General features: G+C 69.8%; 16 protein-coding genes. 10 read left to right on the top strand and 6 right to left on the bottom strand.

The genetic code is table 11. The features are described from left to right. Positions 1 to 5: 5 nt before the first annotated feature. On the bottom strand, positions 6 to 2,714 hold the full coding sequence (locus FBZ83_RS04465; RefSeq protein WP_186465975.1) for an ATP-binding protein: 2,709 nt from the start codon (positions 2,712 to 2,714) through the stop codon (positions 6 to 8). Between the two features lie 592 nt (positions 2,715 to 3,306). On the opposite strand from FBZ83_RS04465, the gene FBZ83_RS04460 reads away from it, so the two are divergent. The 7 genes from FBZ83_RS04460 to FBZ83_RS04430 all read left to right on the top strand — a co-directional run bounded on the left by FBZ83_RS04460 (position 3,307) and on the right by FBZ83_RS04430 (position 10,362). Beyond that, a complete protein-coding gene (locus FBZ83_RS04460) occupies positions 3,307 to 4,410 on the top strand; it encodes a glycosyltransferase family 2 protein (protein WP_145681275.1) in 1,104 nt (367 codons plus the stop codon). 5 nt (positions 4,411 to 4,415) lie between these two features. Continuing rightward, positions 4,416 to 4,832 carry a GtrA family protein gene (locus FBZ83_RS04455; RefSeq protein ID WP_247888175.1) on the top strand — a complete coding sequence of 139 codons (417 nt, stop codon included), beginning with the start codon at positions 4,416 to 4,418 and terminating at the stop codon, positions 4,830 to 4,832. 202 nt (positions 4,833 to 5,034) lie between these two features. Next, a complete protein-coding gene (locus FBZ83_RS04450) occupies positions 5,035 to 5,514 on the top strand; it encodes an Hsp20 family protein (RefSeq protein WP_014239222.1) in 480 nt (159 codons plus the stop codon). A gap of 75 nt (positions 5,515 to 5,589) precedes the next feature. Then, positions 5,590 to 5,835, top strand: a complete 246-nt coding sequence (locus FBZ83_RS04445; RefSeq protein WP_145681273.1) for a DUF1150 family protein — start codon at positions 5,590 to 5,592, stop codon at positions 5,833 to 5,835. A gap of 226 nt (positions 5,836 to 6,061) precedes the next feature. Next, positions 6,062 to 7,159, top strand: a complete 1,098-nt coding sequence (locus FBZ83_RS04440) for a hypothetical protein (protein WP_145681272.1) — start codon at positions 6,062 to 6,064, stop codon at positions 7,157 to 7,159. After that, complete coding sequence (locus FBZ83_RS04435; protein WP_247888141.1) at positions 7,156 to 8,007, top strand: LytTR family DNA-binding domain-containing protein; 852 nt, start codon at positions 7,156 to 7,158, stop codon at positions 8,005 to 8,007. Before FBZ83_RS04440 ends, FBZ83_RS04435 begins: the two co-directional genes overlap by 4 nt. A 444-nt stretch (positions 8,008 to 8,451) precedes the next feature. Then, the gene (locus FBZ83_RS04430; RefSeq protein WP_145681271.1) at positions 8,452 to 10,362 is read left to right on the top strand and encodes an acyltransferase family protein; all 1,911 of its coding nucleotides are present in this window, start codon (positions 8,452 to 8,454) and stop codon (positions 10,360 to 10,362) included. A gap of 60 nt (positions 10,363 to 10,422) precedes the next feature. Here FBZ83_RS04430 and acnA read toward each other — a convergent pair whose 3' ends face one another. Next, positions 10,423 to 13,113, bottom strand: a complete 2,691-nt coding sequence (gene acnA / locus FBZ83_RS04425) for an aconitate hydratase AcnA (RefSeq protein WP_145681270.1) — start codon at positions 13,111 to 13,113, stop codon at positions 10,423 to 10,425. Positions 13,114 to 13,361: 248 nt separating this feature from the next. Between acnA and FBZ83_RS04420 the strand changes: the two genes are divergently transcribed. Then, on the top strand, positions 13,362 to 14,714 hold the full coding sequence (locus FBZ83_RS04420; protein ID WP_145681269.1) for an ABC transporter substrate-binding protein: 1,353 nt from the start codon (positions 13,362 to 13,364) through the stop codon (positions 14,712 to 14,714). Here FBZ83_RS04420 and FBZ83_RS04415 read toward each other — a convergent pair. Further along, positions 14,711 to 15,730, bottom strand: a complete 1,020-nt coding sequence (locus tag FBZ83_RS04415) for a class I SAM-dependent methyltransferase (RefSeq protein ID WP_145681268.1) — start codon at positions 15,728 to 15,730, stop codon at positions 14,711 to 14,713. The two genes, FBZ83_RS04420 and FBZ83_RS04415, sit on opposite strands and share 4 nt — an antisense overlap. A gap of 320 nt (positions 15,731 to 16,050) precedes the next feature. Between FBZ83_RS04415 and FBZ83_RS04410 the strand changes: the two genes are divergently transcribed. Both FBZ83_RS04410 and FBZ83_RS04405 read left to right on the top strand, forming a co-directional pair. Next, the gene (locus FBZ83_RS04410) at positions 16,051 to 16,641 is read left to right on the top strand and encodes an NUDIX domain-containing protein (protein WP_145681267.1); all 591 of its coding nucleotides are present in this window, start codon (positions 16,051 to 16,053) and stop codon (positions 16,639 to 16,641) included. Between the two features lie 11 nt (positions 16,642 to 16,652). Continuing rightward, a complete protein-coding gene (locus FBZ83_RS04405) occupies positions 16,653 to 17,276 on the top strand; it encodes a 3'-5' exonuclease (protein WP_145681266.1) in 624 nt (207 codons plus the stop codon). Positions 17,277 to 17,289: 13 nt separating this feature from the next. Here FBZ83_RS04405 and FBZ83_RS04400 read toward each other — a convergent pair whose 3' ends face one another. From FBZ83_RS04400 to FBZ83_RS04390, 3 genes are read right to left on the bottom strand one after another with little or no spacing between them, the layout of a single operon-like run. Next, positions 17,290 to 17,757: a DUF2141 domain-containing protein gene (locus FBZ83_RS04400; RefSeq protein WP_145681265.1), complete on the bottom strand. Its 468-nt coding sequence runs from the start codon at positions 17,755 to 17,757 to the stop codon at positions 17,290 to 17,292. Further along, entirely contained in the window at positions 17,754 to 18,905 is a 1,152-nt protein-coding gene (locus FBZ83_RS04395) for a glycosyltransferase (RefSeq protein ID WP_145681264.1), read from the bottom strand. Before FBZ83_RS04395 ends, FBZ83_RS04400 begins: the two co-directional genes overlap by 4 nt. Continuing rightward, on the bottom strand, positions 18,902 to 19,735 hold the full coding sequence (locus tag FBZ83_RS04390) for a lysophospholipid acyltransferase family protein (protein ID WP_145681263.1): 834 nt from the start codon (positions 19,733 to 19,735) through the stop codon (positions 18,902 to 18,904). The genes FBZ83_RS04395 and FBZ83_RS04390 overlap by 4 nt, the downstream gene beginning before the upstream one ends. Positions 19,736 to 19,737 lie beyond the last annotated feature (2 nt).

Raw genomic sequence — 19,737 nt, 5'->3', positions numbered from 1 at the left:
GGGAATTATGGCGTCCCGGCGATATCCTTCGCAAGAGACTTGAAAAGGCCGCCGGCCCGGTCGGCGGCCAGGACGCCGCGCAGGGCTTCCGCGCCCTCCTCCGCGGCGTCCAGAACGCTGGCGATCAGCCCCGCCGCCTCATCCCGGCGGCCCGCGCGGAGGGCGGCGCCGAGCGCGCGGCAGGCCGACGCCAGACGAACCAACCCCAGGCTGGCCGCCGGCGCGACCAGCGCCTGCGCGTCCGCCGCCACGCCGGCGCAATCGCCCCCGGGCTCGCCGGCCGCGCGCAGCAGGCTCATCCGCTCGGGAAGCTCATCGAGAAAGGCGACGGCCAGACGGACGCAGACATCCTCCCCCAGATCGTCGCACAGCTGGCGCAGCATCGCGAGGTCGAGCGGCTGACGCAGCGGAATCGGCTCCGCCAGGGTCAGCGGAGACATGCCCGTGCCAGATCCCCCGGGAAGCCAGGAGGCGGCCTGGAACAGGGCGGCCGGGCCGCCCGGCTCCTCCCCATCCACCATTCGCCCGTCCACCATTTGCCCATCCACCGCCCGGTCGTCCGCCGCCCGGTCGTCCGCCGTCCGACCTTCCACCGCCCGGTCGATGGCGACGAGCATGGCCCTGCGGTCCACCGGCTTGGCGATGTGGCCGTTCATGCCGGCGTCCTGGCAGCGGCGGACCTCGTCGGGCAGCGCGCTGGCGCTCATCGCCAGGATCGGAATGGCCCCGACCGGCGGCGGCAGGGCGCGAATCGCCCGCGTGGCGGCGTGACCGTCCATCTCCGGCATGTGCACGTCCATCAGCACGAGATCGTAGACGCCGCGCTGCACCGCCTGGACCGCCTGCCGCCCGTCGGTGACGGTGTCCACGCGGTGGCCGACACCGCGCAGCATGGCCACGGTCAGTTCCCGGTTCATCGCCAGATCCTCGGCCAGCAGGATGCGCAACGGACGGCGCACGACGAGAAGGTCCGCCGCGCAGGGCGGACGGCCGCGGGCCGGCGGGTCGGATTCCCGCAGCACCAGTGACAGCCAGAAGGTCGAGCCGACGCCCGCCTGGCTCTGCACACCGACCGTCCCGCCCATCATCTCCACCAGCCGGCGGCTGATGGCGAGCCCCAGGCCGGTGCCGCCGCGCGACCGGTCGATCTGGCTGAAGCGCTGGAAGAGCTGGCCCTGCCGGTCGGTGGGAATGCCGATCCCGGTGTCGGTGACGTTGATCGTCAGATGCGGCCCGGCGGGCGTGTCGGCGATCTTCACGATGGTCAGGCCGACACCGCCATGCTCGGTGAACTTCACCGCGTTGGCCAGAAGGTTGAGGACCACCTGCCGCAGCCGGTCGGGATCGCCGCTCAGCCACTCCGGGACGTCCGGCGCGACGGCGGCGTGCAGAGTCAGCCCCTTCGCCTCGGCCTCCAGACGCAGCACCGCCGCGCAGTTGGCGATCAGGTCGCGGATGGCGAAGGGGATGTCGTTCAACACCAGCCGCCCCGCCTCGATGCGGGAGAAGTCCAGAACGTCCTCGATCACCGTCAGGAGCGACCGGCCGGCGTCGCGCACCAGACGGGCGTGGTGGCGCTGCCGGGACGTCAGCTCCTCGTCCAGCAGCAGGCGGGCGAAGCCGAGGATGCCGTTCAGCGGCGTGCGCATCTCGTGGCTCATCGTCGCCAGGAACTCGGCCTTGGCGCGGCTGGCCGCCTCGGCCTCCAGGCGGGCCTGGATCAGCGCCTGCTCGTTGCGCTTGGCCTCGGTGACGTCGGTGACGATGCCGTCCCACACGATGTCGCCGCAGTCGCGCCGGACGGCGCGGCTGGAGGCGCTGATCCAGCGGATCTCGCCGTCCGACCGGACGATCCGGTATTCGAGGTTCCAGGGCTCCAGCGTCTCGGCCGAGGCGTGGATCGAGGCGTAGAGGCGGGGGCGGTCCTCGGGATGGAGGATGCGGTTCAGCGCCTCCAGCGTCACCGGCGCCGTCGGCGGCAGGCCCATCACCTGGAAGAAGCCGGGGCTGCAATAGGGGAAGCGCAGCCGGCCGTCCACCGTCAGCACCCGCTGGTACACGCCGCCCGGCAGGTTGGCCACCGTCGCGGCGAAGCGGCGCTGGCTTTCGGTGAGGGCGGTCTGGAGATCGCAGCGTTCCTGCTCCTTGCGCAGGAACGTGCCCAGCGCCAGCGTTCCGAAGAAGTTTCCGAGACTCAACGGCACCAGCGCGGTGTCCATCAACCGGTGCGCCATATCGGGGGGCAGCAGCAGGAAGCTGAAGGGGGCCATCACCGTCACCAGCAGCGCCAGCGCGGTCAGGTGCCGATTGCCGAAGCGCCCGCTCCGCCGCGCCGCCGCGCCGACCAGCATGCCGATCACCCCGGCCCCGACCAGCGAGGTGACCCCCGCCACCGCTCCAGGACCGCCCATCCAGAAGCGGAAGGCAGCGGACACCAGCGCCGCCGCCGCCCCGGCCAGCGGCCCGCCGAAGGGACCGGCCAGCCCGACCATCACGTTGCGCGCGTCGATGAACAGGCCCGGCGCCACCCGCACCGGATCGGCCATGCCCAGCACCGCCACCGCGCCGAACATCAGGCCCAGCAGGACGTTGGCCGCCGGTGCCGGCCAGCCGGCGGCGCGGCTGCGGATCTGCAGGAAGACAACCGCCACGACCGCGAAGAGCCCGATGTTCTGCGCCAGCCCGAGCAGCAGTTCGCTGGAAACCATGTTCATCGCAATTCCCCCGGCCATCGCAACTCTTTGGCGATCGCGTTTTGCATTTTGCCTGTGCGGCGCGACACGGATTCGCATCGTGCGACGCATTCCCGGCATACGGGGGGATGCCGCTTTGCTCCGGTCCTCCCGTCCGCCGATTTCACGCAAGGGACGTGCCGTTCCGGAGGTGGTCGCCCGTCATAGGCAACCCGGCGGAGGCACCCCGCAAGGCATCGCCATCCGGGTTGGCGGAACGGCACCCTCCCGGCGCAGGAAAGCCCCCGCGTTGCGCGCCGCACCACGCCTTTCGGGGCACCCCGTCCACACCGGCAATCGTCGCAAATGCCATAGGCCTGTGACGTTCCGGGGACGTCCTCCGGCCGGGCCGGCGCGGCTTCGGCATGACCGGGTTAGTACCGAATTCCGGCGGGGCAAAAGGGCCGCCGATCCCGTTGGCGAAGCGGGATGCCGGCGGTACCGCGCCGGTGTCGCCCGAGGTCTGCGCTCTCGCCCGAAGGGGTCCTCCATTGGGTTTCACGCCGTGAAAGCCATCCGCGGGACGGCCATCGGGCCGGGGGCACGGACGGGAGGCGGTGACGGGAGAAGGTTTATGCAGCACGCCGTTGCCGGGGCCCCGCGGTTGTCCGTGGTGGTTCCCTGCTACAACGAGGCCGAGGGAATCGGCGAATTGCACCGCCGGGTGTCCGCGGCCTGCCGCGCCGAGGTCGGGGAGAGCTATGAGCTGATCCTGGTGGACGACGGGTCGCGGGACGGCACCTGGGGCCGCATCGCCGACCTGGTGCGCGGCGACGCGGCGGTGACGGGGGTGCGGCTGTCGCGCAACCACGGCCACCAGCTCGCCTTGACCGCCGGCCTCCATGTCTGCCGGGGCGAGCGCATCCTGATCATCGACGCCGACCTCCAGGACCCGCCGGAGCTGCTGTCCACGATGATGGCGCGGATGGACGCCGGGGCCGACGTGGTCTACGGCACCCGCATGGCCCGCGACGGCGAGACGTGGTTCAAGAAGGGCACGGCGGCGCTGTTCTACCGCCTGCTCGACCGGCTGGTCGACATCGAGATCCCCAAGGACACCGGCGATTTCCGCCTGATGAGCCGCCGCGCCCTGGAGGTGCTGAACGCCATGCCGGAGCAGCACCGCTTCATCCGCGGCATGGTGAGCTGGATCGGGCTGAAGCAGGAGCCGCTGCCCTACGACCGGCAGGCCCGCGCCGTCGGCGAGACCAAGTACCCGCTGGGCAAGATGATCCGCTTCGCGGTGGATGCCATCACCAGCTTCTCCATCAAGCCGCTGCGCGCCGCCTCCTACGTCGGCTTCTTCTTCGCGCTGTGCGCGCTGCTGGCGCTGGGCTACGCGCTGGTGAGCTGGTCGCAGCACGCGACGGTTCCCGGCTGGACCAGCGTGATGGTCGTCTCGCTGGTGCTGGGCAGCACGCAGCTGCTGATCCTGGGCGTCCTGGGCGAGTATCTGGGGCGGCTCTACATGGAGACGAAGCAGCGGCCGCTGTTCGTGGTGGAGAGCATCGCCCGCCATCCGGACGCCATGGCCGCCCAGGTCGCGGCCCAGACCGCGGCCGCCGAAGCCGGCGTGCAGGCCGCGCCGGACCCCGTCGTGGTGCATCTGGGAACCGGCATCGCCGCCGCCGCCGGAGCCTTCTCCCGCATCGAGGCCAAGAGTGGGGCCAACAGTTGAGCGGCATGGAAGGCCGGGGGCGGGCCGTTCCCTGGACGGCCATCCGCTTCGCCCTGGTCGGCCTGCTGAACACCGGGGTGGATTTCGCGCTGTTCCTGGCGCTGGTATCTCTGGCCGGCGCCCCCGTCCTGGCCGCCAACGCCGTCGGTTATGGCGCCGGGGTTCTGTGCAGCTTCCTGCTCAACCGCAGCTGGACCTTCCGCATGCGCCGGGAGGCGGCGCCGATGGCCCGCCGCCTGCCGCTGTTCCTGGCCTTCAACCTCGTCGGGCTGGGGCTGTCCACGCTGGTGGTCGGCCTGCTGGTGCCCGCCGTCCCGCCGCTGGCCGCCAAGATCGCGGCGACCGCCGTCACCTTCGCCTGGAACTACTGGTCGAGCCGGCGGTTCGTCTTCGCAGCACCGGCCGCCAATCCCCTCGCCTGACTTCCCTGGCCTAATTCTGCGCGCCGGTTGCGCCGCCGAACGCGCGCGGGCGCTTTGCCGCAACGGCGAACCTTGACCGCCGGGCGGCCTACCCCAATCTATGACGAGGCGGCGCCGATCCTCCCCTTTCGGGCCGCCAGCCAGCCGGGCGCCGGAAACGGGCCCAATGTGCAACTCGCTCGCCTCTCGAGGAGGATGCGCCGTGACGACACGTCTTTCGCTCTTCAACAGTCCGCTGCTCCTGGGCTTCGACCAGTTCGAGCGCACGCTGGACCGCATCGCCAAGAATTCCGCGGAAGGCTATCCGCCCTACAACATCGAACAGATCGGGGACGAGGGCCTGCGCATCACGCTGGCCGTGGCCGGCTTCACCTCCGAGGACCTGTCGGTCCAGATCGAGGACAACCAGCTCGTCATCCGCGGCCGCCAGACCGACGACCGCTCGCGCATCTACCTGCACCGCGGCATCGCCGCCCGCCAGTTCCAGCGCAGCTTCGTGCTGGCGGAGGGGATCGAGGTGGTCGGCGCCTCGCTCGACAACGGCCTGCTCAACATCGACCTCAAGCGGCCCCTGCCGGAACCGAAGGTCCGCACCATCAAGATCGAGCAGCCCGCCCAGGCCGCCAGCGGCACCGCCGGACCGCAGACCATCGACGTCGCGCCCGACCGCGGCGACGCCTGACCGGTCTTCGCTCTCAACCAGCGCGATTGCCCGCCGCCCACACCTCCTCGACCGATTCGTCCAAAGGACTGCGTCATGAACAGCTTCGACATCGACTTCGACTCCGACAAGGCCGCCGCCTACCTGCGCCAACTGTCGCCCCAGGATTTCGCCGGCTTCGGGCTGGACCACGTGGCCTATGTCCGGCCGGTGACCGTCGACGACGCTCCGGCCTTCTCCGTCCACGCCGCCGACGGCACGCCGCTGACGGTGGTCCCGGAGCGCGACGTGGCCTTCGCCACCGTCCGCCAGAACGACATGGAGCCGCTGAGCGTCCATTGACGCCGGTGGCGTCCCTCTGGTGACGCCCGCGGAAACCTCACGCGAGGTTGCGAAAGGGCCGGTCCACCGCGGACCGGCCCTTTTCGTTTCTGTACGACCGGTGCTATGACATTGCTCCGGGACGCCCCCTTCAACCCTTGCCTGCCCCCCTCAACCCGCTATCCTTGTGGGGGACCTCGACAGTGGCCAAGCGGGCGGATGGGCGCCGGCTTGCGGGGAGATGGCATTGAGCGACGGGGCAGACACCAGCGAGGCTGTGGCCGAGGTTGCGGGGGACAAGTCGGCACGTCCCCAGGGCGGAGGCCGGCGCAAGCAGTGGGAGGACGAGGCCCGCGACGCGCTGCACATCATGCCGCTGTCGGCCATCCCGCTGGAAACGCCGGGGCTCCAGCACGCCCGGCTGATCAAGAATGTGCGGTTGCAGACCGTCGTCGAGATGTTCCACGACGTCCAGACCGGCAGCGGGCAGGTCTCGCCCCGCCACCTCACCGCCTATTTCGAATCCTACAAGGAGGAGGTGGAGCGCGACATCGTCAAGATCGAGAAGATCGCCGCCGCCTCCAGCTTCGACGTCTACACCTCCCGCATCGAACTGCGGCGGATGAACATCGACGTCAACAGCGTCGAGTCCCTGACCCTGTCCGACCGCAAGAAGGAGGAACTGACCAACTACATGCGCGTCTTCACGCGCCCGCTGGTCGAGTATGTCTACGGGTCCGAGGACATGCAGGTCCAGGACGTGAAGGACATCATCGGGATGTTCTCCAACCCCAACCGGGACGAGGCGCTGCGCAACCTGCGCATGATGGCCGACCGGCTGGACATCGAGCTGGGGGAGATCCCGCAGTTCCTCGAGGAGTACGGCGACATCTTCCTGTCGCTGGCCTATTTCAAGAAGTGCCTGGACGACATCGTCCCGGAAATCCAGCGCTTCCTGTCCTGGATGGCCGAGATCCGCAGCTCCACCGAGGTCAAGCGCGATGCCCGGCAGATGCGCATGCTCGACGAGATCAGTCGCGACCTGACCGACATCTCGACCTCGATCACCGGGCGGTTCGAGAGCTTCGACAACCGGTCCAAGGACTTCTGGCGCGACATCAACGCCGAGACCTTCCATTCCATCCGCGAGCTGATCGCCTCCCACCACGTCACCATCGGCGGCGTGCTGTGCGGTCTGGCGGTGAAGATGGACCTGTGGAAGGCCCGCTTCGCCCGCGGCGGCGGCGGCCCGAACCGGCGCATGGAGTTCGTGAAGTCGGAAATCCTGCCCGGCCTGTCCCACATCAAGTCGCTGGAACAGTCCGCCCGCTCCGCCAGCGCGTGACCTTGCGTGCCGCCGTGGACAGCCCCGCGACGGGGCGCCCCCGCACTCCCTACCGCCGCCGGCTGCTGGGGCGGCGGCTGCCGGTGCTGCTCGGCGCGGCGCTGGTGCTGGCCCTGCTCGGCCCTTTCGGCACCTTCGCCGATCTGACGCTAGCCCAGCGGCTGGCCTACTGGATCGGGCTGATCGGGCTGGGCGGCCTCGCCTTCGAACTTCTGACCCTGGCCGCCGCCCGCCGGCTGCGGGACCGGCCCGAGGCGTGGCGCGCCCTGCTGGCCGGGGTGACGCTGGCCGTGGCGGCGCCGATGACGATGGCCGTGGCTCTGCTGGAGCGGTCTCTGCGCGGCAAGGACATGCTGCACCCGTTGGGTCTGGCCGAGTTGTTCGTCTATGTCGTCCTGATCACGCTCCTGGTGTCCGCCATCCCGGTCTGGCTGGAGCTGCGCGACCGCGGGCTTCTCGCCGGCCCCACGCCGCCGCCCGCCCCGGACAACGCGCCGGTACCCCCGGCGGAGCGGCCGGAGCCCGCCTTCCTCGCCCGCCTGCCGGCACGGCTCGGCCGCGACCTGCTGGCGCTGGAGATGGAGGACCACTACGTCCGCGCCCACACGGCGGAGGGCAGCGACCTGATCCTGATGCGGCTGCGCGACGCCATCGCCGAGCTGGCCGGGCTGGACGGCATGCAGGTCCACCGCTCCCACTGGGTCGCCGCCGCGGCCGTCGCCGGGGTGGAGCGCAAGCCGGACGGCAAGCTGGTGCTGGTCCTGCGCAACGGCCGGCGCGTGCCGGTCAGCCGCAGTCACGCGGCGGCGGTCCGCGAGGCCGGCTGGACGGAGAAGACGGGGCCGTAACCAGCGACCTCCCGACGCACACGAAGACGCTGTGAAAACCCAAACAGGCGCGGACACCCCACGCAATAACGGGTGCTTTCTCTATCACCATTGGGCGGCCATTACCGTTGAATTCTTGTTAGGTCATTCAAAGTGCCGACACCCTAAGGCTTTCATTCAATAATTCACTTCAACACGCCGCCACGATGCCATACCATCGAATTCACAGGCATTTTCCCATCAAGAGCATCGAAAACAACAAAGCAATCCAGGCGATAAAAACGCCAACACCACGCCTACCCCCGGAAGCCTTTCCGTCTTCATTGAATTGTCGGGAAGCGATTTCGCCGCTTCCTCTCGCGTAGCCGGGCACTCCCTCACTCCCGCGTCGTTCGCCTCCCGCCGCAGAACCGGGTTCGGGACCGCCGACCCGCGTCTCCGTTCCACCCAAACCTTGCGGGTCCCATGATGTACCGCCCCGACATCGACGGCCTTCGCGCGGTATCGATCCTTTCGGTTCTGCTGTTCCACGCGAAGTTTTCCCCGTTCAGCGGCGGATACATTGGCGTCGATGTGTTCTTCGTGATTTCCGGCTACCTGATCGGTTCGATCGTTCTGAACGACGCGCAGCGCGGCACCTTCTCCCTCGCCGACTTCTATGTCCGCCGCATCCGCCGAATCCTTCCCGCCCTGTTCGCGGCGCTGGCGGTCACCGCGGTGCTCGCCCTTTTCCTGCTGTCGCCCCAGGAGTTGAAGAGCTTTTCCCAGAACCTCGTGGCGACCACGCTGTTCTCGTCCAACATCGTCTATTATCTGAAGTCCGGTTACTTCGAGAACGCGGCGGAGATGAATCCGCTTCTCCACACCTGGTCGCTGGGGGTGGAGCAGCAGTTCTACATCGTCTTTCCCCTCGCCGTGCTGGTTCTGCTCCCGTACAGGCGTTCGGTGTGGGTCGCCGTTCTGCTGGCGGCGGCGGCGGCGTCCTTCGCCCTGGGGGTGTCGCTGGTGCGGGATCATCCGGTGGCGGCCTTCTACCTGCTGCCTCCCCGGCTGTGGGAACTGGTGCTGGGCGCCCTTCTGGCCTTCGGCGCCGTTCCGGACAGCCGCAGCCGCGCGGTGCGGGAACTGGCCTGCGCGGTCGGCGCCGCCCTGATCCTCGCCAGCGTGTTCGCCCTGTCCGAGGCGACGGCCTTTCCGGGCTACGCCGCGCTGCTGCCCTGCCTGGGCGCGGCGCTGGTCATCCATGCCGGGCGGAGCGGTCCGACGGCGGTCGGGAGAATGCTGACTCTGCGCCCCATGGTCTTCATCGGCCTGATCTCCTACTCCATGTACATCTGGCATTGGCCGCTGATGGTCTTCGCGCGGTTCTACAAAGGGCGGGACCTGACCACCAAGGAAACGCTGATCCTTCTCGCGCTCATCACCGCGGTGTCCGTGCTGTCCTGGCGGCTGATCGAGCGTCCCTTCCGCAAGCCCAGGGCGGCGCCGGGGGTGGAGTCGGGCCGCCGGCCGTCCAAGGTCTTCGCGCGGACCGGCTGGGCCATGGCGGGGCTGGCGGGGGTCGGGCTGATCGGTCATCTGTCCAACGGGCTGCCCCAGCGCTTCACCGATTACGCGCCGCAGGACATCTCAGGACGGGAACTCTACAAGGAACACACATGCTTCCTCGAAACCGACCAGCCGCCGGAGGCGTGGCCGGGCCTGGAGGCTTGCCGGATCGGTTCCCTGAAGGCGGAGGCGCCCACCGCCCTGCTCTGGGGGGATTCCTTCGCCGCCCATTATGTGCCGGGGCTCCAGACCGTCGCCGAAACCCTGCCCTTCAACATCGTCCAATACACGGCGTCCGGCTGTCCGCCCATCAAGGATCTGTCCGTCAACACCCGTCCGAACTGCCAGGAGTTCAACAGCCGTGTCGAGGAGATCATCGACCGCAACGGCATCCGCATCGTCATCATGGCGGCGCGGTGGGAATGGTACATGGACACCAACGCCCTCGATCTCCGCCGCCTGCACGAGACCGTGGACACGCTGCTGAACCGAGGCATCCGCATCGTCGTGCTGGGGCAGAGCCCGGTGTTCCGCTTCCGCAACCCCTACGACCACACCTATTTCATGAAGTCGGAGCGGGCCTACTCGATCACCGGCCAAGCCGCCGACCAGCCGCTCATCACCGCGACGCGGGGCGCGCGGTTCGTCGACACCTCCGACTATTTCTGCGACCCCGACCCTTGCAAGGCCCTTCCGCTCTGCCGGATCAGGGATGATCAGGGCTTCTACTTCCTGGACCAGGGCCATTTCTCGGCCCACGGCAGCACCCTGCTTGTGCAGAGCATCCAGGAGGTCCTGCGCGCGCCTGACCCGTCCTATGGAGAGTGAAGCCGGCCGGGGCGCCGCGCAGCGGGAAGGCGATGCCGCGCCCCGCTGCGCCGGCTTCCGTCACTTCGCCAGATTGCGCAGAACGAAGTTCAGCACGCCGCCGTTCCGGTAATACTCGACCTCGTCCACCGTATCGATGCGCAGCAGCAGCGGCACCTGCCGCGTCTGCCCGTCGGCGCGGGTGATGGTCATCGTCACATCCTTGCGCGGGCGCAGGTCCTGCTCGATGCCGGCGATGTCGAAGGTCTCCGTGCCGTCCAGCGCCAGATCGTTGCGGGTCAGCCCGTCCTTGAACTGGAGCGGCAGGATGCCCATCCCGACGAGGTTGGAACGGTGGATGCGCTCGAAGCTCTCGGCGATCACCGCGCGGATGCCCAGCAGCTTGGTGCCCTTGGCCGCCCAGTCGCGGCTGGAGCCGGTGCCGTACTCCTTGCCGGCGATGACCACCAGCGGCACGCCCTCCTGGGCGTAGCGCATGGCCGCGGTGTAGATCGGCAACTGTTCGCCCGAGGGATAGTGCCGGGTCTCGCCGCCCTCCACGCCCGCCAGCATCTCGTTGCGGATGCGGATGTTGGCGAAGGTGCCGCGCATCATCACCTCGTGATTGCCGCGCCGCGCCCCGTAGGAGTTGAAGTCCTGCGGGCGCACCTGATGGCTCAGCAGATACTCGCCGGCCGGGCTGGTCTTCTTGATCGAGCCGGCGGGCGAGATGTGGTCGGTGGTGATGCTGTCGCCGAGCACGGCGAGCGCGCGGGCACCCCGCACGTCGCTGACCGCGTCGGGGGTCTTCGGCATGTCGGCGAAGAAGGGCGGCAGCTTCACGTAGGTGCTGCCCGCCTGCCACTCGTAGGTCTGGCCCTCGGCGGTCTGGATGCCCCGCCACTGCTCCGGCCCCTCGAACACGTTGCCGTAGCGGCTGCGGAACATCTCCGCCGACAGCGAGGCGGCGATGGCGTCCTGGACCTCCTGGTTGGTCGGCCAGATGTCCTTCAGATGGACGGGCTGGCCGTCATGGCCGATGCCGATGGGGTCCTTGGCCAAGTCGATCTTCATGTTGCCGGCCAGCGCGTAGGCGACGCACAGCGGCGGCGAGGCCAGATAGTTCGCCCGCGTGTGCGGATTCACCCGGCCTTCGAAGTTGCGATTGCCCGACAGCACCGCGGCGACCACGAGGTTGCCCTCCTCCACCGCCGCGGCGATGGGGTCGGGCAGCGGGCCGCTGTTGCCGATGCAGGTGGTGCAGCCGTAGCCGACGATGTTGAAGCCGAGCTGGTCGAGGTAGGGCTGGAGCCCGGCCTTGGCCAGATAGTCGGTGACCACCTGCGAGCCCGGCGCCAGCGAGGTCTTGACCCAGGGCTTGGACTTCAGCCCCTTCTCCACCGCCTTGCGGGCCAGCAGGCCGGCGGCCACCAGAACCGCCGGGTTGGAGGTGTTGGTGCAGGAGGTGATGGCGGCGATCACCACCGCGCCCTGGTCGAGGGTGTAGCCGCAGCCCTTCACCGGAACGGAGTGGTCGGCGTCCTCCGCCTTGAAGGCGCCGACCAGATCGCCGCTGAAGCTCTGCGCCGCCTGGGACAGCGGCACGCGGTCCTGCGGGCGCTTCGGGCCGGCCAGCGACGGCTCGACCGTCGTCATGTCCAGCTCAAGCGCGTCGGTGAAGACGGGGTCCGGCGTGCCGGCGTCGCGCCACATGCCCTGGGCGCGGGCGTAGGCCTCGACCATCGCCACGCGGTCGGCGTCGCGGCCGGTGAAGGTCAGGTAGCGGATGGTCTCCGCGTCGATCGGGAAGATGCCGCAGGTGGCGCCGTATTCCGGGGCCATGTTGCCGATGGTGGCGCGGTCGGCCAGCGTCAGGTGATCCAGACCCGCCCCGTAGAACTCCACGAACTTGCCGACCACGCCTTTCTTGCGCAGCATCTGGGTGACGGTCAGCACGAGGTCGGTGGCTGTCGTGCCCTCCTTCAGCCGCCCGGTCAGCTTGAAGCCGACGACCTCGGGGATCAGCATGGAGATGGGCTGGCCGAGCATGGCCGCCTCCGCCTCGATGCCGCCGACGCCCCAGCCGAGCACGCCCAGCCCGTTCACCATGGTCGTGTGGCTGTCGGTGCCGACCAGCGTGTCGGGATAGGCGACCAGCTTGCCCGCCGGGTCGGTGTCGGTCCACACGCCCTGCGCCAGATACTCGACGTTCACCTGATGACAGATGCCGGTGCCCGGCGGCACGACGCGGAAATTGTCGAAGGCCTTCTGGCCCCAGCGCAGGAAGGCGTAGCGCTCCAGGTTGCGCTCGAACTCCAGCTCGACGTTCTTCTCAAAGGCGGAGGGATTGCCGAAGTAATCGACCATCACCGAGTGGTCGATGACCAGATCGACCGGGACCAGCGGGTTGATCTTCTTGGGATCGCCGCCCAGCGCGGCCATCGCCTCGCGCATCGCCGCCAGATCGCAGACCGCCGGCACGCCGGTGAAATCCTGCATCAGCACGCGCGCCGGGCGGTAGGCGATCTCACGGTCGGACCGCTTGTCGTGAAGCCATTGGGCCACCGCCTTGACGTCGTCGGTGGACACCGTGCGCCCGTCCTCGAAGCGCAGGAGATTCTCCAGCAGCACCTTCATGGAATAGGGCAGCCGGGAGAGGTCGCCCAGTCCGGCGTCCTCCGCGGCCTTGATGCTGAAATAATCGTAGCTCTTGCCCCCGACGGACAGGGAGCGGCGGGTTTTCAGCGAGTCCTGACCGGTGAACGTCGTCACGGTACCCCTCCTTCGCGTTATTGGCGGACCGGCCGGGCGGCGGCCGTGGTTTCCGCATGTCTCAACCGCCTGATTTAGTGCCGGTCCCGCCCCCCTTCAAACGGCGCCGTGCAAAGGGCAGGCAAGCGCAAGCGTGGGGGCTGCGCTCTCTTCGTGCGAAACGGGGCCGGTCCGTACTAGAATCCCGCGCAACGAAAACCGCGCGGACCGGCGGAACGGCCCGGCGCGCGACGGGTGGAGGAAACGGAATGGCATGGCGCGCCCCGGCTTTGGCGGTTGCGGCCCTGGCGATGGCGCTGCTGTGCGCCCCGGCCGAGGCCGTTTCGGAGCCGCCGCAGGGGGCGCAGTTCTTCCCGCACCTCGTCTACCGCAGCGGCCCCTACGCGCCGTACGGCATCCCGCTGGCCGACGGGGTGGCCGACTATCTGACGCTGGTCAACCGGCGCGACGGCGGCATCGGCGGCGTGCCCATCGTCTGGGAGGAGTGCGACACCGGCTACAACACCGACCGCGGGGTGGACTGCTACGAGCGGCTGAAGGCCAAGGGGCCGACCGGCGCCGCCGCCGTGCTGCCGCTGTCCACCGGCATCACCTACGCCCTGATCGAGCGCGGGGCGGCCGACCGCATCCCGGTCTTCTCCTCCGGCTACGGGCGGGCGGACGTGTCGGACGGGCGGGTCTTCCCCTACGCGGTCAACGCCCCGGCCAGCTATTGGACGGGCATCGACGCCGCGATCAGCCACATCGCCACGGAGCTGGGGGCGACGGAGCTGGGCGGGGCGGAGCGGCTGCGCGGGCGGAAGATCGCCTACGTCTATCACGACAGCGCCTTCGGCAAGGAGCCGCTGCCCATGCTGGAGGCGCTGCGCGGCCGGCTCGGCTTCGAGATGCGCAGCTTCCCCGTCGCCCCGCCGGGGCTGGACCAGCGCGCCGTGTGGACGCAGATCGCCCGCCACTACCGGCCCGATTACGTGATCCTGTGGGGCTGGGGGGTGCAGAACTCCACCGCCCTGCGCGAGGCCGCCGCCGCCGGCTACCCCGCCGACCGCATGATCGGCGTCTGGTGGGCCGGGTCGGAGCTGGATGTCCGGCCGGTCGGCGCCGCCGCGGTCGGCTACAAGGCGGTCGCCTTCCACGCCGCCGGGGCGGACCTGCCGGTGATCCGCGCCATCCGCGAGCGGGTCCACGGCCACGGGCTCGGGGCCGGCGATCCCAGCCAGATCGGCACGGTGCTCTACAACCGCGGCGTCTTCAACGCCGCCGTCCTCATTGAGGCCATCCGCACCGCGCAGGGCAAGTACGGGCGCCGGCCGCTGACCGGGGCGCAGGTCGCCTGGGGCTTCGACCATCTGGACCTGACCGCCGAACGGCTGACCGAACTGGGGCTGGACGGCTTCATGCAGCCGCTGCGCATCACCTGCGCCGACCATGAGGGGATCGTGCCGCTGCATGTGCAGCGGTGGGACGGGGAGCGCTGGCTGGACGTCTCCGGCCCCATCGAGCCGCGCCGCGCCCTGATCCGCAAGCTGGTGACGGAGTCGGCCCGGCGCTTCGCGGCGGAGCGCAAGATCGAACCACGGGCCTGCGATGAGAAACCTTAGGTGGGGCGCATCGCCACGTAGCGGCAGAAGCGCAGGCCGCTGCCCAGCACACGCAGGCGCGACCACCACAGCGCCAGCTCGCGGGCCAGCGCCTTGAGCACGCGGGGTTCGGGGGCGGCCGTCTTCAACGCCTCGCCCAGCCGGCGCACCCGCTCGACGGCCTGACGGCGGTGGAACTGGGTCAGGTCCTCGGAAATGCGCAGGTCGAGGTTGCGCTGGGTCAGTTCGTCGGCCATGCGGGTGGCTGACCAGGGATAGACCTCCAGCGGCTCGGAATCGCGCCAGCCGTTCCAGCTTTCCCAGGAGGACGGTGTGCCTTCGATCACGTAATCGAACAGCAGCACGCCGCCCTTCGGCTTGATGCACTCGCTGACGCGGTCGAGGAAGTTCTCCTTGTCGCGCACCCGGTGCATCACCCGGTCGGCCAGCACGAGGTCGAAGGCGCCCGCCTGGTTGAAATGCTCGGGGTCGTAATGGCCGATCGGGGCCTTTTTCGAGACCCCCAGCGCCTTGGAACGCTCCATCCCCAGCTTGGCCAGCAGGGGCGACATCTCCAGCCCGGTCACCCAGGTGTCGTAGCTGTTGACGATGCCGCGCGCCGGCCCGCCCAGCCCCGCCGACAGGTCGAGCACGCTCTTGGCCGGGTTCAGCCCGAAGGAGCGGACGGATTCGATCATCCACTGCGAGTCGCCGGGACCGACGCAGTCCTGGCCCCACAGCATCTGCGCGCCCTCCGTGCGGGCGACCGACCAGACCGGTTCGCCCTGGCGGTCGAGCTGCAGGTTCTCCAGACGCTCCAGGTCGGCATCGGGCCGCGCCGCCTCGGGCGGCAGGGCGCCGGCCGGAGGGGCGGAGCCCAGCGCCGCGACCGGGCCGCGCAGAGGCAGGCGGGAGGCCGGGGCGGTGCGGGCCAGCCGGGACAGCGCGGCGAGGTCGTAGCCTTCCCACCAGGCGACGAATTTCGTCCGCCAGTCCGGGTTGCGCCAGCGCTCCCTATCCTGAAAATTGTGCCGCATCCGGCGCTGCGTTTCCAAAATTGCTGCCCCACGAAGGACGGCCACCGCCGGCATCCACGGATACCGCACAATATAGAGGTAGACCTCAACAGTCGGGGAGTCAAGTAACCAGCCAGAACAGTTGGAGAGGACTTGCGTGAACTGTCGCGAAAATTTTATCTAACTGTGAAATATTTCCGCAACAACCACGGCCTGCAGCCCCGAGGGCGGCGCGCGGGACGGTGGCGGAAGCGCACCGCGTTGCAGCATCGGGCCGCAATGCCTATAGTTCCGCCCCAGACCCCCGCAGCCCGTCCCCCACCCGCGCAAGGAGCACCGGCGTGCCGCACAAGACCGGCAACCCCTGGACCGTCCTGACGACCAAACCGATCTACGAGAATCCGTGGATGCGGGTGGTGGAGCACGACGTGCTGACCCCGCTCGGCAATCCCGGCATCTACGGCGTCATGCACGCCCAGAATCTGGCGACCGGGATGGTTCCCATCGATGACCAGGGCCGCGTCACGCTGGTCGGCCAGTACCGCTTCCCCTTGGAGCAGTACAGCTGGGAGATTCCGGAAGGCGGTGGCAAGAAGGGCGTCGCACCGGTGGAGTCGGCCAAGCGCGAGCTGCTGGAGGAGACCGGCCAGACCGCCCGCCACTGGCTGCCGATCCTGACCATGCACCTGTCCAACAGCATCACCGACGAGACCGCCCATTGCTTTCTCGCCTGGGGGATCGAGCAGGGGCAGGCCGAACCGGAGGAGACCGAGGTCCTGCAGCTGCGCCACGTTCCCTTCGCGGAGGCCTACGCCATGGTCAAGCGCGGGGAAATCACCGACGCCATCGCGGTGGCCTGCCTGATGAGGGTCCGCCTGATGGCGCTCGACGGCGACCTGCCCGAGGACGTCACCCGCCTGATCCTGGGTTGAGGAAGGACGTTATGCAGGCTGTCGCCATCGACTTCGAAACCGCCAACGAATCGCGGACCAGCGCCTGCTCCATCGGCGTCGCCTGGATCGAGGACGGGCGTGTGGTGGAGACCGAGGAGCATCTGATCCGCCCGCGGGAGATGCGCTTCAACCCCTTCAACACCGCCGTCCACGGCCTGCGGGCCGAGGATGTCGCCGGCGCGCCGGAGTTCCCGGAGGTCTGGCACCGCTTCGCCCGCCGGCTGGATGGGCGTCTGGTGCTGGCCCACAACGCCTCCTTCGACATCAGCGTGCTGCGCCACACGCTGGACGATTACGGGCTGGACTGGCCGGCCTGCCACTACCTCTGCACCGTGGTGCTGGCGCGCAAGGCGTGGCCGCAGCTGGCCGCGCACAAGCTGAATTATCTGGCCGACCATCTGGGGATCGCGCTCGACCATCACCGCGCCGGCAGCGACGCCGAGGCCTGCGGGCGCATCGCGCTCGCCGCCACCCGCGTGCTGGGGCTGGAGCGGCTGGACGACATCGCCATGGCGACCGGCATCACGTTCGGGCAGTTGGCGCCGGGCGGCTACAGCCCCTGCAAGGGCGGCAACCCGCCGCCCCGGCGGCGGCGTCTGGTGCCGGTGATCTGAAAGCGGAAGTCACTCAGCGCTCGATCAGATAGCGCAAGGTCAGCGTCGTGCGAGTCACCGGCTCGGCAACCGCCAGGGCGGCGTCGGCGTAGCGCGGCGGGCCGAAGCGCATGGGGGCGTCGTTGCTGAAGCCGACCCCCTCCTTCGGCATCCCGAGGAAGTTGCGGTCGAGTTCGAGATTCTGGTTCTCGTCGTGAAAGGACTGCACGGCGTAGGTGCCGGGCGGCACCTTGTGCACCACCACGGTGACGCTGCCCGGCCGCGCCGGCTCCGCCGCGGTGTAGGGGCAGTTCGGCCCCAGGAAGGTCTCCGGCGTGCACACCGCGACCAGCACCTTCCCCTGGGCGTTCGCGACGTTGGCGACCGTGATGGCAAGGTCGGCGGCCGCGGCCGGGGCGGTCGCCAGGAGGACCGCCAGCGCGGCCAGCGCTCCGCCCACCGTGGCGTTGCGGGCGGTCCGGAACTGCCGAAGGGTCGTCATGGTGCACCCGTTCTGGAGGTGGACGGATAGGCGCGCCCGCGCCATTCCGCCGGGCGGCCCCGGCGGGCGCGCAGCAGCGCCGACCATTGGATCGCCAGCAGGATCAGGATGCCCACGGGGTGGAGCAGCGCGCCGACCAGACTCTGACGGAAACGGGCGGCCAGCAGCAAGCGGAACGACAGCCCCGCCGCCACGGCCGACGCCGCCATGATGACAAACTCCTCCGGCAATGGGGCCAGCGCCGCCCAGCCCAGCAGCAGCCAGGGCAGGACATGGCCGCCGAACAGCAGAACGGTCCAGACCGGCAGGGCGACCGGGGTCGCCATCCCCTCCGTCGCGTTCTTCGAGAAGCCGGACCACACCTCCCGCCAGCCGCGGTACATCCGGCAGCGGGCGAGGCCGGTCGCGTCGAACAGGTCGCTTCCCTGCCCCGCCCGGCGGAAGGCGCGCGGCAGCGTCACCCCGTCGTGCAGCGAGGTCGCGATGGCGGTGTGGCCGCCGGCCGCCGCGTAGGCGTCCCGCCGCACCGCGATCAGCTGGCCGCAGGCGGCGGCGAAGCCCGGGCTGGCCGACCAGCGCATCCCGACCATCGGCAGGTAGCCGAGCAGAAGGACATGGATCAACGGAATCACCAGCGCCTCGGCCAGGGTGCCGGTCTCTTGGCGCGGGAAGCCGCTGACCAGCCCCGCCCTGCCGGCCAGCAGCGCGCCGCAGGCCAGCCGGGCGGCGTCCGGGGCCAGCCGCACGTCGGCGTCCTGGAACAGCAGCACCGGGTGCCGCGCCAGACCGGCGAGCGCCTGGCAGGCGTGCTGCTTCCCCGACCAGCCCGGCGGCAGCGGTGGCGCCGTTTCCAGCCGCAGGCGCGGGTCGCGGGCGGCGAGGGCGCGGACGATCTCGGCCGTGCGGTCGGTGGAATGGTCGTCCAGCACCACCACCTCCACCGTCACGCCGCAGCTGGACAGCGCCGCCCGTACCGCGGCGGCGATGGTGGCCTCCTCGTTGCGGGCGGGGATCAGGACGCTGACGGCGGCGCCCGGCGGCGGCTCGGCCTTTGGCCGGCGGTAGAGGCACAGGTTCACGAGGCCCAGCCCCAACGGCAGCAGGGCGAGCGCCAGCGACAGAGCGGCCAGCAGCGTGAGGACGCTCATCGGCGGGAAACCCCTTTCGTGTCGGATGCGTCACCATGCTCGGGGCTGAAACGGTGCCCGCCCACCCACGCCCGCGCCCGGCGCCACAGATCGTAGACGCCGCCGACCCCCGCCGAACCGTCGACCAGCGTCAGGAAGCGCGCCGGGTCGCGGCTCTGCGCGTCGAGCGCCAGCGCGTCCATTGTTGTCTCCAGCCGCCGTTCCAAAGCGGCGGCGATGTCGGGCACCGGCCAGCCGGCGAAGGCGGAGGCATCCATCGGCTCGCCAAAGCGGGCCAGCGCCTCCGGCGTGCTCTCGTCCCAGAACGGGTATTCCACGGCGAGCGGCACCACCACAGCCTCCGGCGCGCGGCGGACGAGATGGGCGATGCCCGGACGCAGGCGGACCGGGCGGCGGCGCGGGTCGGTGAAGGCGCCCTCGGCGGTGATCCACAGCATGGAGCGCGGGTCGGCCAGGATGCGCCGGCCGTGGCGCAGGAAGGCGGCGGCGCCCGCCCGGTCCGGCTCGACCCCGAACAGGCCGATGCGCGCCATGAAGCGGTAACGGCGCAGCATCGCCGCGTCGATGGGGCCATAGCCCGGCCGGTCGCGGTAGCGGGTGGTCCCCATCACGATCAGCAAGGCGGGGTCCCACCAGGACGGGTGGTTCAGGCAGACGATCACCGGCCGGTCCGCCGGCAGGTCCGGCCAGCCCGGCCGGGCCAGCCGCAGCGCGTGGAAGTCGCGCCGCATCCGCCGCGCCATGACGGCGCCAAAGAAGCGGCAGAGCGCCGGCGAGCGCAACGCGACCGGATCGTCGTTCAGCCCATCATCCCCCTTACCCTGCCCCATAT

The sequence above is a fragment of the Azospirillum brasilense genome (assembly GCF_007827815.1).
In the GTDB taxonomy this organism is placed as follows: Bacteria; Pseudomonadota; Alphaproteobacteria; order Azospirillales; family Azospirillaceae; genus Azospirillum; species Azospirillum brasilense_C.
The sequence above is the reverse complement of the archived record's forward strand: the minus strand, read 5'-3'. Positions and strand labels throughout refer to the sequence as shown.

Bases quoted from the DNA above. Each gene is read 5' to 3' on its own strand.
- FBZ83_RS04430 (WP_145681271.1), top strand. From the start codon at position 8,452: ATGATGTACCGCCCCGACATCGACGGCCTTCGCGCGGTATCGATCCTT.
- FBZ83_RS04405 (WP_145681266.1), top strand. From the start codon at position 16,653: ATGCAGGCTGTCGCCATCGACTTCGAAACCGCCAACGAATCGCGGACC.
- FBZ83_RS04395 (WP_145681264.1), bottom strand. From the start codon at position 18,905: ATGAGCGTCCTCACGCTGCTGGCCGCTCTGTCGCTGGCGCTCGCCCTG.
- FBZ83_RS04460 (WP_145681275.1), top strand. From the start codon at position 3,307: ATGCAGCACGCCGTTGCCGGGGCCCCGCGGTTGTCCGTGGTGGTTCCC.
- FBZ83_RS04415 (WP_145681268.1), bottom strand. From the start codon at position 15,730: ATGCGGCACAATTTTCAGGATAGGGAGCGCTGGCGCAACCCGGACTGG.
- FBZ83_RS04455 (WP_247888175.1), top strand. From the start codon at position 4,416: ATGGAAGGCCGGGGGCGGGCCGTTCCCTGGACGGCCATCCGCTTCGCC.
- FBZ83_RS04420 (WP_145681269.1), top strand. From the start codon at position 13,362: ATGGCATGGCGCGCCCCGGCTTTGGCGGTTGCGGCCCTGGCGATGGCG.
- FBZ83_RS04465 (WP_186465975.1), bottom strand. From the start codon at position 2,714: ATGAACATGGTTTCCAGCGAACTGCTGCTCGGGCTGGCGCAGAACATC.
- FBZ83_RS04445 (WP_145681273.1), top strand. From the start codon at position 5,590: ATGAACAGCTTCGACATCGACTTCGACTCCGACAAGGCCGCCGCCTAC.
- FBZ83_RS04400 (WP_145681265.1), bottom strand. From the start codon at position 17,757: ATGACGACCCTTCGGCAGTTCCGGACCGCCCGCAACGCCACGGTGGGC.
- FBZ83_RS04390 (WP_145681263.1), bottom strand. From the start codon at position 19,735: ATGGGGCAGGGTAAGGGGGATGATGGGCTGAACGACGATCCGGTCGCG.